Genomic DNA, 14,888 nt, shown 5'->3' with positions numbered 1-14,888 from the left:
CTTCCAGCTTCCAGCTTCCAGCTTCCAGCTTCCAGCTTCCAGCTTCCAGCTTCCAGCTTCCAGCTTCCAGCTTCCAGCTTCCAGCTTCCAGCTTTACACCTTACTCCTCACCCTTTGGCCCCTCGATCTCCCAGCCGACGCTGACCGCGGCGTCGATGGAGAGGGTGCCGGGGCGGTACTCGGTAGCGCCGCCGCTCTCCTTGGCGTCGGCGCTCATTGCCATCATCCGCGGCTGGAAGACCGGCGCCTGATTCTCGCTGACCGACAGCACGTCACCCAGTTCGACGTTCAGGTTCTCGGCCATCAGCTCTGCCTTGTGCTTCGCGCGTTGCAGGGCCTGGCTCAGGGCTTCGTCGCTTGCCGCGTCGCGGTCGGCGAGGTCGTAGGTGACGCCGTCCAGGGCGTCGACGCCGGCCTCGGTCAGCGCATCGAGCACCGTCGGCAGGCGATCGAGGTCGGTGAGCTCTATGTCGAAGGGGCGCTCGAGACGAGTCCGTACCAGCGGGGTCGGCTCGTCATCATTGCGGCTCCGATCGTGCAGGACCTCCGGCTGGACCCGTAGCGAGCCGGCTCGAATGGCATCGCGCTCGAGGCCAGCCGATTCCATGGCCTGGATCAGGGTGGCGGCCCGCTCCTCCAGGCGACCGCGGGCCTCGGCCAGAGCCTCGGCATCGCCGCCGCTGGCGTCGCGCTGGGCGATGGCCGGGGTGAGTTCCCACAGGCGGGCGCTGAGCGTGGCCTGGTCCGGCACCACGTCAAGCTCGGCCCGGGCCTGCACGTCCAGGCGGTTCGGCGTGGGAGTACCGTCGGCGACGGCGGCCAGCGGCAGGGTGGCGAGCATCACGGCGAGCAGGCTGCCGGGCAGCCGGGGGCGAAGTCGATCGAGGGTCATGGCGCTTTCCTTTTCGCGATGGATACGCCCGCTTGGAGCGCTGCTCGCCGGCAGGGTTCCCTCGTGTCGACAGCTTGCACCAAGCTTGCACGCTTATCACCCGCCCGGCGCGTTGTACCCGGCGCCGGCAGCCTTCATGATGACGGTCCCTGTATCGGTGGAGTGGGCGTCATGGCACGACCCGAGGACGATAACCAGAGCAGCATCCCCCTCAACCTGACGCTGGCGCTGGCTGCCCTGGTGGTCATCGTCGCCGGGATGCGGGTCGGTTCCAGCCTGCTGGTGCCGCTGCTGCTGTCGCTGTTCATCGCCGTAGTCTGTACCTCGCCGGTGCATTGGCTGCATCGCCTGGGGGTGGGATTGCGACTATCGGTGTGGCTGACCCTGGTGGTGATCGGGGGATTGCTATCGCTGTTGGGACTATTGCTGGTCAACAGCTTCGGTACCTTCATCGATGCCCTGCCGGGCATCGAGGAGAAGCTCTACCAGTATTATCTGGGACTGCTCGATCGTCTCTCCAGCCTGGGGCTGGCCATCGATACCAATCGCCTGGCCGAGCTGCTGGATGCCGAGCAGTTCGGTAACTGGATCCCGGCACTGCTGGGTCAGGTCGGTAACCTGATGATGCAGAGCGTGGTGGTGGCCCTGTTGGTGATGTTCCTGCTGTTCGAGACGCTGAACTTTCGCGACAAGCTGTCCCGGGCATTGGCGAACCCGGCGCCCAGCCTGCGTCGCTTCCGCGAGTTCAGCCTCACGCTGAAGCGTTACCTGGCGGTGAAGACGGTGATCAGCCTCGCCACCGGGGCGCTGATCTGGCTGGCCTGCAAGCTGATCGGCGTCGAGTTCCCGCTGCTATGGGCGGTGCTGGCCTTCGCCCTCAACTATATTCCCAACATCGGCTCGGCCATCGCCGCGGTGCCGCCGGTACTGCTGCTGCTGGTGTCCCCGGACGGTGGGCTGTTCAAGGCCGTGGCGCTCAGCGGTGCCTACCTGGGCGTGAACTTCGTGCTCGGTAACCTGATCGAGCCGCGGGTCATGGGGAAGGCCCTGGGGCTCTCCACCTGCGTCGCCTTCCTGTCGCTGGTGGTGTGGGGCTGGATCTTCGGGGTCGTGGGCATGCTGCTGTCGGTGGTGTTGACCATGACGCTGAAGATCGCCCTCGATAGCCATCCACAGACTCGCTGGATCGCCCATCTGCTGGGTCCGGGCACGGCGCCTATCGCGACCGCCGACCAGCCGCCTTCCGAGCGTCGCGGGGAGGAGGTCGACTGATCCCAAACGACGACGCCCCGGTGAATCACCGGGGCGCCGCGGAGTCGTCGGCCGTCGATCAGGCGTTCTGATCGATGAACTGCGTCAGCTGTGACTTGGACTGGGCGCCGACCAGAGAGGCGACCTTGGCGCCTGACTTGAACAGCATCACGGTCGGGACGCCACGCACGCCCTGCTCGGCGGCGATTTCCGGGGCGTCATCCACGTTGATGCTGACGATCTTGAGGTTGCCTTCGCGTTCCTCGGCGACCTCGTCGACCACCGGTGCCATGACCTTGCAGGGGCCGCACCAGGGGGCCCAGAACTTCAGCAGCACCGGCGTATCGGCGTTGAGGACTTCCTGCTCGAAGTTGGCATTGGTGACATCGACGTTGTTGGCCATGGGATTCTCCAGTTACTGCGGTGCGCATCTTGCGCGGATGGTCGTACATGCCGTCATGCATGCTTGGTCGCTCGATGTTAGCGGTCGGTTAGGATGCTGGCAAATCCCGTGCCGTGGAATGCCGTCTCCCGTGGGGGAGTGTGTCGCCTGAGTTGCTATGCTATAAAGTAATTATGGATGATATTCTTATTTCACAATGGTCTTTTGACAGTGCGGCAGCCGGCAGGGAGGGGCGAGCATGAAGCTCCAGCAGTTGAGGTATATCTGGGAAGTCTCGCGACACAACCTCAATGTCTCGGCTACCGCCCAGAGTCTTTACACGTCCCAGCCGGGTATCTCCAAGCAGATTCGCCTGCTCGAAGACGAACTGGGGGTGGAGATCTTCGCCCGCAGCGGCAAGCACTTGACTCGTGTGACGCCGGCCGGCCAGGCGATCATCGACCTGGCCGGCCAGGTGCTGCGCCTCACCGAGAATATCAAGCATGTTGCCCAGGAGCATAGCGACGAGCGCCGCGGCAGCCTGTCCATCGCCACCACTCATACCCAGGCGCGCTACGCGCTGCCGCCGGTGATTCGCGAGTTTACCCGCAAGTATCCCGATGTCGCCCTGCACATGCAGCAGGGCACGCCCAAGCAGATCGCCCAGATGGTCAGCGAAGGCCAGGCGGATTTCGCCATCTGCACCGAGTCCCTGGAGCTGTTCAACGACCTGGTGCTGCTGCCCTGCTACCGCTGGAACCGCTGCGTGCTGGTGCCCCAGGGGCATCCCCTGGCGGCACTGGAGTCGTTGACGCTGGAGGCCCTGGCCGAGTATCCGCTGGTGACCTATGTGTTCGGCTTCACCGGCCGCTCGCAGCTCGACGATGCCTTCCGCGGCAAGGGGCTTACGCCCAACGTGGTGCTGACGGCCGCCGATGCCGACGTCATCAAGACCTACGTGCGCCTCGGCATGGGCGTGGGAATCGTCGCCCACATGGCGGTGGACCCGGAGCTGGATACCGACCTGGTGGCACTCGACGCCGGGCATCTGTTCGAGAGTTCCACCACCAAGATCGCCATCCGGCGAGGCACCTTCATGCGCAGCTTCATGTACGACTTCCTGCAGGGCTTCGCCGGCCACCTGGAGCGCGACCTGGTGGATGCCGCCCTGGCCGCCGGGCCGCGACACGAGCAGGTGCTGTTCGAGGACATCGAGCTGCCGATGCGCTGATCGTTTTTCGCGCCATTACCCCCATCACAACGCCAGCGCCCGTCCGGATGGACGGGCGCTGGCGTTCAGGGGCAGGGTCGACTCAGTGCTGCAGGTGCAGGCCGCACTCGCGCTTCTCTTCCACCTTGGTGGGGTCGAAGTAGTCGAACTCGTTGGGCAGCCCGTGGGCCTGCAGGTACTGGTACATGTCGCGGGCGCTCCAGTGCAGCAGCGGCGCGACCTTCAGCAGGCCGTCGGCGTTCAGGCTGACCGGGTCCATCTTGGCGCGCTCCGGGGTGTCCTCGGCGCGCAGCGCGGTGAACCAGACATCCGGCGCCATCTCGCTCAGGGCGCGATTGAACGGCTCGAGCTTGACCTCTTCGGTGAAGGCCGCATGGCGCGGATCGTCGATACCCGGCATGGGGCCCTCGATGGCCTCGCGGTGGGCTCGGGTGCGGCGCGGGATGTAGCTGACCAGGTGGAGACCGAGCTGCTTCACCACGGCATCGGCGAAGCGGTAGGTAGCCTCTGTGTTGTAGCCGTGATCCATCCACACCACCGGAATGTCCGGGCGCACCTGGCTGACCATGTGCAGGATCACCGCCTCGAAGGGGCGGAAGTTGGTGGTCACGATCGGCCGGCTGCCCTGTTCCAGTGCCCAGCGAACGAGGGCTTCAGGGTCCTGGCCCAGGTCGCGATTGATGACGTCGAGTTGCGGCTCCATGAGCGCCTCCCAGAAAGATGGTGTTCTCGATGAGGCTACCCTAGCAGAGCCGCCATGAGCGGCCCCAATACCGATTGATTGGATGTTTATTCCGCTAAGGATTAAAAGGTGGTCCTTTTTATTCCTGGGAGGCTTATTGGCCAGGTCGGTCCCTTGCCGGTGCCTCGCATCAGCGGGGCGTTCGCCTTCCTAGTGCGGGTCGCTCAGCGCCGCCATCAGGTGGCGGATCTTGTCCAGGGTCTCGGTGTATTCTGCCTCGCCCTCGGAATCCGCCACCAGGCCGCCGCCGCCCCACAGGTGCAGCCGGCCGCGGTCGGCCACGGCGGTGCGAATGGCAATGGAGGTATCCATGTGACCGCGTACGTCGACATAGCCGAGGCTGCCGCAGTAGGCGCTGCGCGCCGAGGGTTCGAGTTCGTCGATGATCTGCATGGCGCGCACCTTGGGCGCGCCGGTGATCGAGCCGCCGGGAAAGGCGGCGGCCAGCAGTTCCAGGGGCGAGCGCTCGTCGGCCAGCTCGCCGGTCACCACGCTGACCAGGTGATGGACGTTGGCGTAGCTCTCAAGACCACACAGCTGCGGTACCCGCACCGTACCCGGTCGGCACACCCGGCCGAGGTCGTTGCGCAGCAGGTCGACGATCATCACGTTTTCGGCACGGTCCTTGACGCTGGCGGTGAGTTCCTCGGCCAGCCGGCGGTCTTCCTCCGAGGTGGCGCCGCGTGGGCGGGTGCCCTTGATCGGTCGGGTCTCGACCCGGCCATCGGCGCAGTGCAGGAAGCGCTCCGGCGACATCGACAGGATCGCCTGATCGCCCCAGGCGAGAAAGCCCGAGAAGGGCGTGGGCGTGGCACGGCGCAGGCGGCGATAGGCCGTCCATAGATCGCCTTCGTAGTGGGCGCTGAAGCGCTGGGCCAGGTTGATCTGGTAGCAGTCGCCGGCACGGATATAGCGCTGTACGGCGTCGAAGCGCGCCAGGTAATCGTCACGGCTCATCTCCGCCGCGAAGTCGTCGGTCAGGCGGAAGTCCTCGTCGGTGTCTCCATCGTCTTCGTCATTGGAGGCCTCCAACCAGCCCAGCACCTGGGCGCGACGCTCCGGGCTGGCGACCAGCCAGGCTTCCCGGCGCTCATGATCCAGGATCAGCGCCCAGTCATAGAGGCCGACCCGGGCCGCCGGCAGGCCTGCCGCGGGCCTCGCCCGGCCGGGGATCGGCTCCAGGCAGCGGCCCAGGTCGTAGCTCCAGTAGCCAATCAGACCGCCAAGGAAGGGCAGGTCGCTGTCGGGCACGTCGCGCGGCAGGCGTTCGAGCAGCACTCGCTGGGCGGCGAAGGGAGGGATATCTGCGGGCAGGGCATCATCGCCGTGACAGTGGCCCGCGGCGTCGATTTCCAGCACGCTCAGTGGATCACTGGAGAGGATATCGTAGCGACCGCCCGGGGCGGCCGGCCGGCCGCTGTCGAGCAACACGGCGTCCGGGCGTCGGCGCAGGGCGGCAAAAAGGGCCAGGGGAGAGTCCCGATAGGGCAGGGGGGTGATCTCGAGTGGTGATGTCATCGATAGCGTTTCCCTCAACAGGCGGCACATTCTAGGCCTCATGGCGGGCTTTGTCCCGTCGCCTCGACGCCTGACGACGACGCCGCGTCAACGCAGCCGGAATAGCGGAAGCGTTCGGCCTACCGATCGCTTGGTTGTTTACAACCAAAGGGGGAGAAATGCGATCATGGTGCGTATTGACCCCATGAGCGGCACTGGCTACAGTGCTTACACCACTTAATTGTCGACAATATCCATGACCAACGCCCTGACCCCATCGGCTACCGTCCCCGAGGTCCGCACCCTGGCGGAGCGGGTCTTCCAGCAGTTGCAGGACGCCATCGTGCGCGGCGAGCTGGCGCCCGGCAGCAAGATCACCGAGCCCGGCCTGTCACGCACCTACGGCATTTCTCGAGGGCCGCTGCGCGAGGCGATGCGGCGTCTCGAGGCACACCGACTGATCGAGCGGGTGCCCCACGTGGGCGCGCGGGTGGTGAAGCTGTCGATCAAGGAACTGCTCGAGCTGTTCGACGTCCGCGAGGCCCTGGAGAGCATGGCGGCGCGGATTGCCGCCGAGCACATGACCGCCGAGGAGATCACCGGGTTGCGCGAGGTGCTGGCGCTCCACGAGCGGCAGAGCGACCTGAGCCGCGGCGAGGCCTACTACCAGCGCGAGGGCGATCTGGACTTCCACTACCGCATCGTCCAGGGCAGCCACAACAAGATGCTGATGGGCATGCTGTGCGATGACCTCTACTACCTGGTGCGGCTGTATCGCACCCAGTTCAGTGCCAGCGGCTCGCGTCCCCAGCGGGCCTTCGTCGAGCACCATCGCATCGTCGATGCCATCGAGGCCGGTGATGCCGAGCTCGCCGAACTGCTGATGCGGCGTCACGTCAGTGCCTCGCGAGAGAACGTCGTCGAGCGCTATGCGGCCGTCCTCGATCAGGAACAGACGGCGACCCCTTGACGGGCCCCGTCGACACAGACCGGAGAATTCCATGACTCAAGCGACTCCCGGCGCTCGCTTTCGCGCCGCCCTCGAGGCCCACCGGGCGCTGCCGATCGTCGGCACCATCAATGCCTACACCGCGATGATGGCGGAGCGCGTCGGCCATCCGGCGATCTACCTGTCCGGCGGCGGCGTGGCCAACGCCTCCTTCGGCCTGCCGGATCTGGGCATGACCACCATGAACGACGTGGTCGAGGATGCCCACCGCATCTGCGGCGCCACCGACCTGCCGCTGCTGGTCGACATCGACACCGGTTGGGGTGGCGCCTTCAACATCGCGCGTACGGTGAAGGAGATGCAGCGTGCCGGTGTGGCCGCCGTGCACCTGGAGGACCAGGTGGCCCAGAAGCGCTGCGGGCATCGACCCAACAAGGCGATCGTCTCCCAGCAGGAGATGGTCGACCGCATCAAGGCCGCCGCCGACGCGCGCCTCGATCCGGACTTCTATCTGATCGCCCGCACCGACGCCTTCCAGAAGGAAGGGCTGGAGGCCGCCATCGAGCGTGCCAACGCCTGCCTGGAGGCCGGTGCCGACGCCATCTTCGCCGAGGCCGTGCATACCCTGGACGACTACCGCGCCTTCTGCGAGCGCCTCGACGCGCCGATACTTGCCAACATCACCGAGTTCGGCGCCACCCCGCTGTTCACCCAGCAGGAGCTCGCCGAGGTCGGCTGCCGCATGGTGCTCTATCCGCTGTCCGCTTTCCGTGCCATGAACGCCGCGGCGCTCAAGGTCTATCAGAGCATTCATGACCAGGGTCACCAGCGCGACGTGGTCGAGCTGATGCAGACCCGCGAGGAGCTCTACGACTTCCTCAACTATCACGACTTCGAGCGCAAGCTCGATGCGCTCTTTGCCGACAAGGGCGAGGACGCCTGAGCGCGTCCCGAACTGCATTCCAACAACAACACCACGCCAAGCCCACGTATTAAGGAGAGACATCATGGCAGACAAACCCATCGGCGGCGCCGGCCTGCGCGGCCAGAGTGCCGGCTCCACCGCCCTGTGCACCGTCGGCAAGAGCGGTGCCGGCCTGACCTATCGTGGCTTCGACATCGCCGAGCTGGCCGACAAGGCGCGCTTCGAGGAGGTGGCCTATCTGCTGCTCAAGGGCAAGCTGCCGAACCGGGCCGAGCTCGACGCCTACGTCACCAAGCTCAAGGGCCTGCGCGGCCTGCCGCCGGCGCTGAAGACCGTGCTCGAGCAGATCCCGGCGGATGCCCACCCCATGGACGTGATGCGCACCGGCGCCTCGATGCTCGGCAACCTCGAGACCGAGGAGAGCTTCGATCAGCAACAGGACGTCTCCGACCGACTGCTGGCGGCGCTGCCCTCGATCATCTGCTACTGGTATCGCTACAGCCACGACGGCGTACGCATCGACACCGAGACCGATGACGACTCGGTGGGCGGCCACTTCCTGCACCTGCTGCGCGGCGCGCCGGCCTCCGAACTCCATGCCCGGGTGATGAACGTCTCGCTGATCCTCTACGCCGAGCACGAGTTCAACGCCTCGACCTTCACCGCCCGGGTCTGCGCCTCGACCCTCTCCGACATGCATTCCTGCGTGACCGGCGCCATCGGCTCGCTGCGCGGTCCGCTGCACGGCGGCGCCAACGAGGCGGCCATGGCGATGATCGAGAACTGGCAGTCCCCCGAGGAGGCCGAGCGCGAGATCCTCGGCATGCTCGAGCGGAAAGACAAGATCATGGGCTTCGGGCATGCCATCTACCGCGAGTCCGACCCGCGCAACGCCATCATCAAGAAGTGGTCGCAGCGGCTGTCCGAGGACGTGGGCGACAGCGTGCTCTATCCGGTCTCCGAGCGCGTCGAGGCGGTGATGTGGCGAGAGAAGAAGCTGTTCTGCAACGCCGACTTCTTCCACGCCAGCGCCTATCACTTCATGGACATTCCCACCAAGCTGTTCACCCCGATCTTCGTCTGCTCACGGGTCACCGGCTGGTGTGCCCACGTCTTCGAGCAGCGCGAGAACAACCGCATCATCCGCCCGAGCGCCGACTACACCGGGCCGGAGCACAGCGAGTGGGTGCCGCTGGAAGAGCGCTCTTAGACTTTCCTGAAAACTGGCTGCGCTCGCCCATACGGCGTTAAAAATCGGCTCAAAGGCCTCATTTACAAGCTCGTAAACTCCGTCTTCTCGCCGATTTTTGCCTTGTCTGGCCTTCGCTCGCCGAGTTTTCAGGCAAAGCCCCCGAAGTGACGATCCCCGGGGAGACTTCCCCGGGCCCCCACTGAGATGCTTGCTAGATACGCTTTTCTCCAGCCCACGGATGCCAGATGCCATGAATACCGATTACCGCAAGCCCCTGCCCGGCACCGGGCTGGACTACTTCGATACCCGCGAGGCGGTCGAGGCGATTCGCCCCGGCGCCTACGACACCCTGACCTACACCGCCCGGGTGCTGGCCGAGCAGCTGGTGCGCCGCTGTGAGCCGGGCCTGCGCGACGCCGCCCTCGAGCAGATCATCGACGGCAAGCGCGACCTGGACTTCCCCTGGTATCCGGCCCGGGTGGTCTGTCATGACATCCTCGGCCAGACGGCACTCGTCGACCTGGCCGGCCTGCGCGATGCCATCGCCGAGCGCGGCGGCGACCCGGCCAAGGTCAATCCGGTGGTGCCGACTCAACTGATCGTCGACCACTCCCTGGCCGTGGAGCACGCCGGCTTCGAGCAGGACGCCTTCGAGCAGAACCGGGCGGTGGAGGATCGTCGCAACGAGGACCGTTTCCACTTCATCGACTGGACGCGCACCGCCTTTGAGAACGTCGACGTGATTCCCGCCGGCAACGGCATCATGCACCAGATCAACCTGGAGAAGATGTCGCCGGTGGTGCAGGCCCGCGACGGTGTGGCATTTCCCGATACCTGCGTGGGCACCGACAGCCACACTCCGCATATCGACAGCCTGGGGGTGATCGCCATCGGCGTCGGCGGCCTCGAGGCCGAGACCGTGATGCTGGGCCGCCCCTCCATGATGCGTCTGCCCGACATCGTCGGCGTCCGGCTGACCGGCAAGCGCAAGCCCGGCATCACCGCCACCGATATCGTGCTGGCGATCACCGAGTTCCTGCGCCAGGAGCGGGTGGTGGGCGCCTACCTGGAGTTCTTCGGCGAGGGCGCGGCAAGCCTGACCATCGGCGACCGCGCGACCATCTCCAACATGACGCCGGAATACGGGGCCTCGGCGGGGATGTTCTACATCGACGACCAGACCCTCGACTACCTCCGGCTGACCGGCCGCGAGCCGGAGCAGGTGGCGTTGGTCGAGCAGTACGCCAAGACCGTCGGTCTGTGGGCCGATGACCTGTCCGGCGCCGAGTACGCCCGGGTGCTGGAGTTCGATCTCTCCACCGTGGAGCGCAACCTGGCCGGGCCGTCCAACCCCCATCGTCGGCTGCCGACCCGCGCACTGCACGAGCGCGGCATCGCTATCGATCATGACAAGGCGCTGGTAGAGGAGAGCGAGGGGCGGATGCCCGATGGCGCGGTGATCATCGCCGCCATCACCAGCTGCACCAACACCTCCAATCCGCGCAACGTGGTGGCCGCCGGCCTGCTGGCCAGGAAGGCCAACGCGCTGGGCCTCATCCGCAAGCCTTGGGTGAAGTCCTCCTTCGCGCCGGGATCGAAGGTCGCGCGCCTCTACCTGGAGGAGGCCGGCCTGCTGCCGGAGTTGGAGAAGCTCGGCTTCGGCATCGTCGCCTACGCATGCACCACCTGCAATGGCATGTCCGGCGCCCTGGACCCGAAGATCCAGCAGGAGATCATCGATCGCGACCTCTACAGCACGGCGGTGCTGTCCGGCAATCGCAACTTCGATGGTCGCATCCACCCCTATGCCAAGCAGGCCTTCCTGGCTTCGCCGCCGCTGGTGGTGGCCTACGCCATCGCCGGCACTGTGCGCTTCGACATCGAGCAGGACGCGCTGGGCTTTGATCCCGACGGCAAGCCGATCACCCTCAAGGACCTGTGGCCCACGGACGAGGAGATCGACGCCATCGTCGGCGAGTACGTCAAGCCGGAGCAGTTCCGGGAGGTCTATATCCCGATGTTCGATCTCGACGCCGTGGAACCCGCCGAGAGCCCGCTCTACGACTGGCGAGCGCAGAGTACCTATATTCGCCGGCCGCCTTACTGGGAGGGCACCATGGCCGGCGAGCGCCAACTCAGGGGCATGCGGCCGCTGGCGATCCTGCCGGACAACATCACCACCGATCATCTGTCGCCGTCCAACGCCATCATGGCCGACAGCGCCGCCGGCGAGTACCTGGCGAAGATGGGCCTGCCGGAAGAGGACTTCAACTCCTACGCCACCCATCGAGGCGACCACCTGACCGCCCAGCGCGCGACCCTGGCCAATCCCAAGCTGTTCAACGAGATGGTGCGCGACGAAGCCGGCGAGGTGATCCAGGGCTCGCTGGCGCGGATCGAGCCGGAAGGGCAGGTCACCCGCATGTGGGAGGCCATCGAGACTTATATGGCGCGTCGCCAGCCGCTGATCATCATCGCCGGGGCCGACTATGGCCAGGGGTCGTCGCGGGACTGGGCGGCCAAGGGCGTGGCGCTCGCCGGGGTGGAGGCGATCGTCGCCGAGGGCTTCGAGCGCATCCACCGCACCAACCTGATCGGCATGGGTGTGATGCCGCTCCAGTTCGAGCCCGGTACGACCCGACATACGCTGGCGCTCGATGGCACCGAGACCTACGACGTGGAGGGCGCGCCGGCGCCGGGCGCGACGCTGACGCTGGTGATTCACCGCTCCGCTGGCGCGAGCACGAGTGAGGGTGAGCGCGTGCCGGTGATCTGCCGGCTGGATACCGCCGAGGAGGTCTCCATCTACAAGGCGGGGGGTGTGCTGCAGCGCTTCGCCGAGGACTTCCTGGAAGGCAAGGAACGCGAGGAGGCGACCGGCGCATGACCCAGATTCGTATTCCCGCGACCTATATGCGTGGCGGTACCAGCAAGGGCGTGTTCTTCCGCCTCGATGATCTGCCCGAGGCCGCCCGCGTGCCCGGGCCAGCCCGCGATGCGCTGCTGCTGCGCGTGATCGGCAGCCCCGATCCTTACCAGAAGCAGATCGACGGCATGGGCGGGGCGACCTCGAGCACCAGCAAGACGGTGATCCTGTCGAAGAGCGAACGCCCCGGCCACGACGTCGACTATCTGTTCGGCCAGGTGTCCATCGACACGCCGTTCGTCGACTGGAGCGGCAACTGCGGCAACCTCTCTGCGGCAGTCGGGCCTTTTGCCATTGCCAGCGGCCTGGTCGACCCGGAGCGCCTGCCGCGAGATGGCATCGCCGAGGTGCGCATCTGGCAGGCCAACATCGGCAAGACCATCGTCGGCCATGTGCCGATGCGTGACGGCGAGGTCCAGGAGACCGGCGACTTCGCGCTCGACGGCGTCACCTTCCCGGCCGCCGAGGTGGCGGTGGACTTCATGGATCCCGCGGACGGAGAGGGCGCCATGTTCCCCACCGGTAGCGTGGTCGACGAGCTCGAGGTGCCCGGCGTCGGTACGCTGCGGGCGACGCTGATCGATGCCGGCATCCCCACGGTGTTCGTCGAGGCCGAAGCCCTTGGCTACATCGGCACCGAGAAGCAGGAAACGATCAACGGCGATCCCGAAGCGCTGGTGCGTCTGGAGGCGATCCGCACCCAGGGTGCGCTGCGCATGGGGCTGATCACCCGGCCCGAGGAGGCGGCCCAGCGGCAGCACACGCCCAAGGTGGCTTTCGTGGCACCGCCGTCCGACTATGTCGCCTCCAGCGGCAAGACCGTGGCCGCCGATGAGATTGACCTGCTGGTGCGAGCGATGTCCATGGGCAAGCTGCATCACGCCATGATGGGGACCGCCGCGGTAGCCATCGCCAGTGCGGCGGCGGTACCGGGCACCCTGGTGAATCTCGCCGCCGGCGGCGGCGAGCGCACTTCGGTGTGCTTTGGCCATCCCTCCGGGACCCTGCGGGTCGGCGCCGAGGCCAGCAACAGCGGCTGCGGTTGGACCGCTCTCAAGGCCACCATGAGCCGCAGCGCCCGGGTACTGATGGAGGGCTGGGTGCGCGTGCCCAAGGACAGTTTCTGACCCCGCAGTGCCCGACTCGCGCGCCCCGGACCTCCCCGGGACGCGTTCCTATATAGTGAGGAGAGGCCATCCGACGTCGCGACAGGAGAGCAGCATGAGCGCTACCGTGGAAGCCAATATCCGGCCGGACTACGACGACGAGCTGCAGCGGGTTGCCGACTATGTGCTCGAGCAGCGCCTCGACAGCGACGAGGCATTCGACACCGCCCGCTATTGCCTGATGGATAGCCTGGGCTGCGGCCTGCTGGCGCTGCGCTTTCCCGAATGCACCAAGCATCTCGGGCCGCTGGTGGAGGGAACCCAGGTTCCTCATGGTGCAAGGGTGCCGGGCACCGCCTTCCGTCTCGATCCGGTCAAGGCAGCCTGGGACATCGGTGCCCTGGTGCGCTGGCTCGACTACAACGACACCTGGCTGGCCGCCGAGTGGGGGCATCCCTCCGACAACCTCGGGGCCATCCTGGCAGTGGCCGATCACCTCTCCCAGGTGCGCCTGGCGCGAGGCGAGGTGCCGCTGACCATGCGCGACGTGCTCGAGGCGATGATCCAGGCCCACGAGATCCAGGGCGTGCTGGCGCTCGAGAACGCCTTCAATCGGGTCGGCCTCGATCACGTGGTGCTGGTCAAGGTCGCCTCCACCGCCGTGGCTGCCAGGCTGATGGGCGCCGATCGCGAGCAGCTGCTCTCTGCCCTGTCCCATGCCTTCGCCGATGGCCAGAGCCTGCGTACCTACCGCCATGCCCCCAATGCCGGCTCGCGCAAGAGCTGGGCCGCCGGGGATGCGACCTCTCGCGGCGTGCGCCTGGCGGATATCGCCATGCGCGGCGAGATGGGCATACCCGGCGTGCTCAGCTCTCCCCAATGGGGGTTCTATGACGTCTCGTACAGCCACACCAATCGTGATCTGGCCATCAAGCCCGAGAGCGAGCGGCGCTTCCGCTTCCAGCGTGAGTTCGGCAGCTACGTGATGGAGAACGTCCTGTTCAAGGTCGCCTTTCCCGCGGAGTTTCACGCCCAGACCGCTTGCGAGGCGGCGGTGGCGCTTCACCCTCAGGTCAAGGATCGCCTTGGTGAGATCGAGCGCATCGTGATCACCACCCATGAGTCGGCGATCCGCATCATCTCCAAGGAAGGCGCATTGGCCAATCCGGCCGATCGCGACCACTGCCTTCAATACATGACCGCCGTGCCCCTGGCCTTCGGCGATCTGACCGCCGAGCATTACGAGGACGATTTTCACGCCGCCCATCCTGTCATCGACGCGCTGCGCGGAAAGATGGAGGTGATCGAGGAGCCACGCTATTCGCGTGACTATCTCGATCCGGACAAGCGTGCCATCGCCAATGCCGTTCAGGTGATTTTCACCGATGGCAGCGCCACCGAGAGGATCGAGGTCGAGTATCCGCTCGGCCATCGGCGCCGGCGGAGCGAGGGAATCCCGCTGCTCGAAGCGAAGTTTCGCCGCCACTTGGCCACGCGATTCCCGCCCGCGCGCTGTGCACGGATCCTCGAGCTGTGCCGGGACCGGCCACGGCTGGAGGCGATGCCCGTCAATCGCTTTCTCGATATGGTGACCTAGCCCCTGTCGCGGCAGGAGAGATGCTGAAACGGCATAGCGATAAATAGTCTTGGTAAGCGTCGTGTTCCTGGACTATATTTTTTTGATGCGAGGGGCTTGCACTGTGCCGGGAGAATCCGTAAAGTACGCATCCGCTGCCGGCGACGGGCAACGTTGCAGGCGGTGATGAGTGGCAAAAGTGCTTGTTTTGCCGAGGGT

The 14,888-nt window shown here is 66.1% G+C and carries 12 protein-coding genes; 8 read left to right on the top strand and 4 right to left on the bottom strand.

Annotated features, from left to right (window positions below):
• Positions 1-100: 100 nt before the first annotated feature.
• Positions 101-892, bottom strand: coding sequence for an SIMPL domain-containing protein (locus FHR96_RS21905; protein ID WP_183389837.1), 792 nt, complete (start codon positions 890-892; stop codon positions 101-103).
• Positions 893-1,063: 171 nt separating this feature from the next.
• Between FHR96_RS21905 and FHR96_RS21900 the strand changes: the two genes are divergently transcribed.
• Positions 1,064-2,164, top strand: a complete 1,101-nt coding sequence (locus tag FHR96_RS21900) for an AI-2E family transporter (RefSeq protein ID WP_183389836.1) — start codon at positions 1,064-1,066, stop codon at positions 2,162-2,164.
• Between the two features lie 58 nt (positions 2,165-2,222).
• On the opposite strand, the gene trxA is transcribed toward FHR96_RS21900, so the two are convergent.
• The gene (gene trxA / locus FHR96_RS21895) at positions 2,223-2,546 is read right to left on the bottom strand and encodes a thioredoxin (protein ID WP_126487061.1); all 324 of its coding nucleotides are present in this window, start codon (positions 2,544-2,546) and stop codon (positions 2,223-2,225) included.
• A 238-nt stretch (positions 2,547-2,784) separates the two neighbouring features.
• Between trxA and cysB the strand changes: the two genes are divergently transcribed.
• Entirely contained in the window at positions 2,785-3,756 is a 972-nt protein-coding gene (cysB, locus tag FHR96_RS21890) for an HTH-type transcriptional regulator CysB (RefSeq protein WP_183389835.1), read from the top strand.
• A gap of 82 nt (positions 3,757-3,838) precedes the next feature.
• Here cysB and FHR96_RS21885 read toward each other — a convergent pair whose 3' ends face one another.
• Together FHR96_RS21885 and pabB are read right to left on the bottom strand one after the other, a co-directional pair.
• Positions 3,839-4,459, bottom strand: a complete 621-nt coding sequence (locus FHR96_RS21885) for a phosphoadenosine phosphosulfate reductase domain-containing protein (RefSeq protein ID WP_183389834.1) — start codon at positions 4,457-4,459, stop codon at positions 3,839-3,841.
• 189 nt (positions 4,460-4,648) lie between these two features.
• On the bottom strand, positions 4,649-6,016 hold the full coding sequence (gene pabB, locus FHR96_RS21880) for an aminodeoxychorismate synthase component I (protein ID WP_183389833.1): 1,368 nt from the start codon (positions 6,014-6,016) through the stop codon (positions 4,649-4,651).
• A 235-nt stretch (positions 6,017-6,251) separates the two neighbouring features.
• Between pabB and FHR96_RS21875 the strand changes: the two genes are divergently transcribed.
• The 6 genes from FHR96_RS21875 (at position 6,252) to prpD (ending at position 14,690) form a co-directional block, all read left to right on the top strand.
• On the top strand, positions 6,252-6,965 hold the full coding sequence (locus tag FHR96_RS21875) for a GntR family transcriptional regulator (RefSeq protein ID WP_183389832.1): 714 nt from the start codon (positions 6,252-6,254) through the stop codon (positions 6,963-6,965).
• A gap of 31 nt (positions 6,966-6,996) precedes the next feature.
• Positions 6,997-7,887 (top strand): methylisocitrate lyase, encoded by an 891-nt coding sequence (gene prpB, locus FHR96_RS21870; RefSeq protein ID WP_183389831.1) that lies wholly within the window; start codon positions 6,997-6,999, stop codon positions 7,885-7,887.
• A gap of 64 nt (positions 7,888-7,951) precedes the next feature.
• On the top strand, positions 7,952-9,079 hold the full coding sequence (prpC, locus tag FHR96_RS21865) for a bifunctional 2-methylcitrate synthase/citrate synthase (RefSeq protein WP_183389830.1): 1,128 nt from the start codon (positions 7,952-7,954) through the stop codon (positions 9,077-9,079).
• 232 nt (positions 9,080-9,311) lie between these two features.
• On the top strand, positions 9,312-11,948 hold the full coding sequence (acnD, locus tag FHR96_RS21860; protein ID WP_183389829.1) for a Fe/S-dependent 2-methylisocitrate dehydratase AcnD: 2,637 nt from the start codon (positions 9,312-9,314) through the stop codon (positions 11,946-11,948).
• Entirely contained in the window at positions 11,945-13,114 is a 1,170-nt protein-coding gene (prpF, locus tag FHR96_RS21855) for a 2-methylaconitate cis-trans isomerase PrpF (RefSeq protein ID WP_183389828.1), read from the top strand. Before acnD ends, prpF begins: the two co-directional genes overlap by 4 nt.
• 94 nt (positions 13,115-13,208) lie before the next feature.
• Positions 13,209-14,690: a 2-methylcitrate dehydratase gene (gene prpD, locus FHR96_RS21850; protein ID WP_183389827.1), complete on the top strand. Its 1,482-nt coding sequence runs from the start codon at positions 13,209-13,211 to the stop codon at positions 14,688-14,690.
• Positions 14,691-14,888: the final 198 nt, after the last annotated feature.

This window comes from Halomonas organivorans, assembly GCF_014192055.1.
Classification (GTDB): Bacteria; Pseudomonadota; Gammaproteobacteria; order Pseudomonadales; family Halomonadaceae; genus Halomonas; species Halomonas organivorans.
The sequence above is the reverse complement of the archived record's forward strand: the minus strand, read 5'-3'. Positions and strand labels throughout refer to the sequence as shown.

Bases quoted from the DNA above. Each gene is read 5' to 3' on its own strand.
- FHR96_RS21905 (WP_183389837.1), bottom strand. From the start codon at position 892: ATGACCCTCGATCGACTTCGCCCCCGGCTGCCCGGCAGCCTGCTCGCC.
- FHR96_RS21900 (WP_183389836.1), top strand. From the start codon at position 1,064: ATGGCACGACCCGAGGACGATAACCAGAGCAGCATCCCCCTCAACCTG.
- trxA (WP_126487061.1), bottom strand. From the start codon at position 2,546: ATGGCCAACAACGTCGATGTCACCAATGCCAACTTCGAGCAGGAAGTC.
- cysB (WP_183389835.1), top strand. From the start codon at position 2,785: ATGAAGCTCCAGCAGTTGAGGTATATCTGGGAAGTCTCGCGACACAAC.
- FHR96_RS21885 (WP_183389834.1), bottom strand. From the start codon at position 4,459: ATGGAGCCGCAACTCGACGTCATCAATCGCGACCTGGGCCAGGACCCT.
- pabB (WP_183389833.1), bottom strand. From the start codon at position 6,016: ATGACATCACCACTCGAGATCACCCCCCTGCCCTATCGGGACTCTCCC.
- FHR96_RS21875 (WP_183389832.1), top strand. From the start codon at position 6,252: ATGACCAACGCCCTGACCCCATCGGCTACCGTCCCCGAGGTCCGCACC.
- prpB (WP_183389831.1), top strand. From the start codon at position 6,997: ATGACTCAAGCGACTCCCGGCGCTCGCTTTCGCGCCGCCCTCGAGGCC.
- prpC (WP_183389830.1), top strand. From the start codon at position 7,952: ATGGCAGACAAACCCATCGGCGGCGCCGGCCTGCGCGGCCAGAGTGCC.
- acnD (WP_183389829.1), top strand. From the start codon at position 9,312: ATGAATACCGATTACCGCAAGCCCCTGCCCGGCACCGGGCTGGACTAC.
- prpF (WP_183389828.1), top strand. From the start codon at position 11,945: ATGACCCAGATTCGTATTCCCGCGACCTATATGCGTGGCGGTACCAGC.
- prpD (WP_183389827.1), top strand. From the start codon at position 13,209: ATGAGCGCTACCGTGGAAGCCAATATCCGGCCGGACTACGACGACGAG.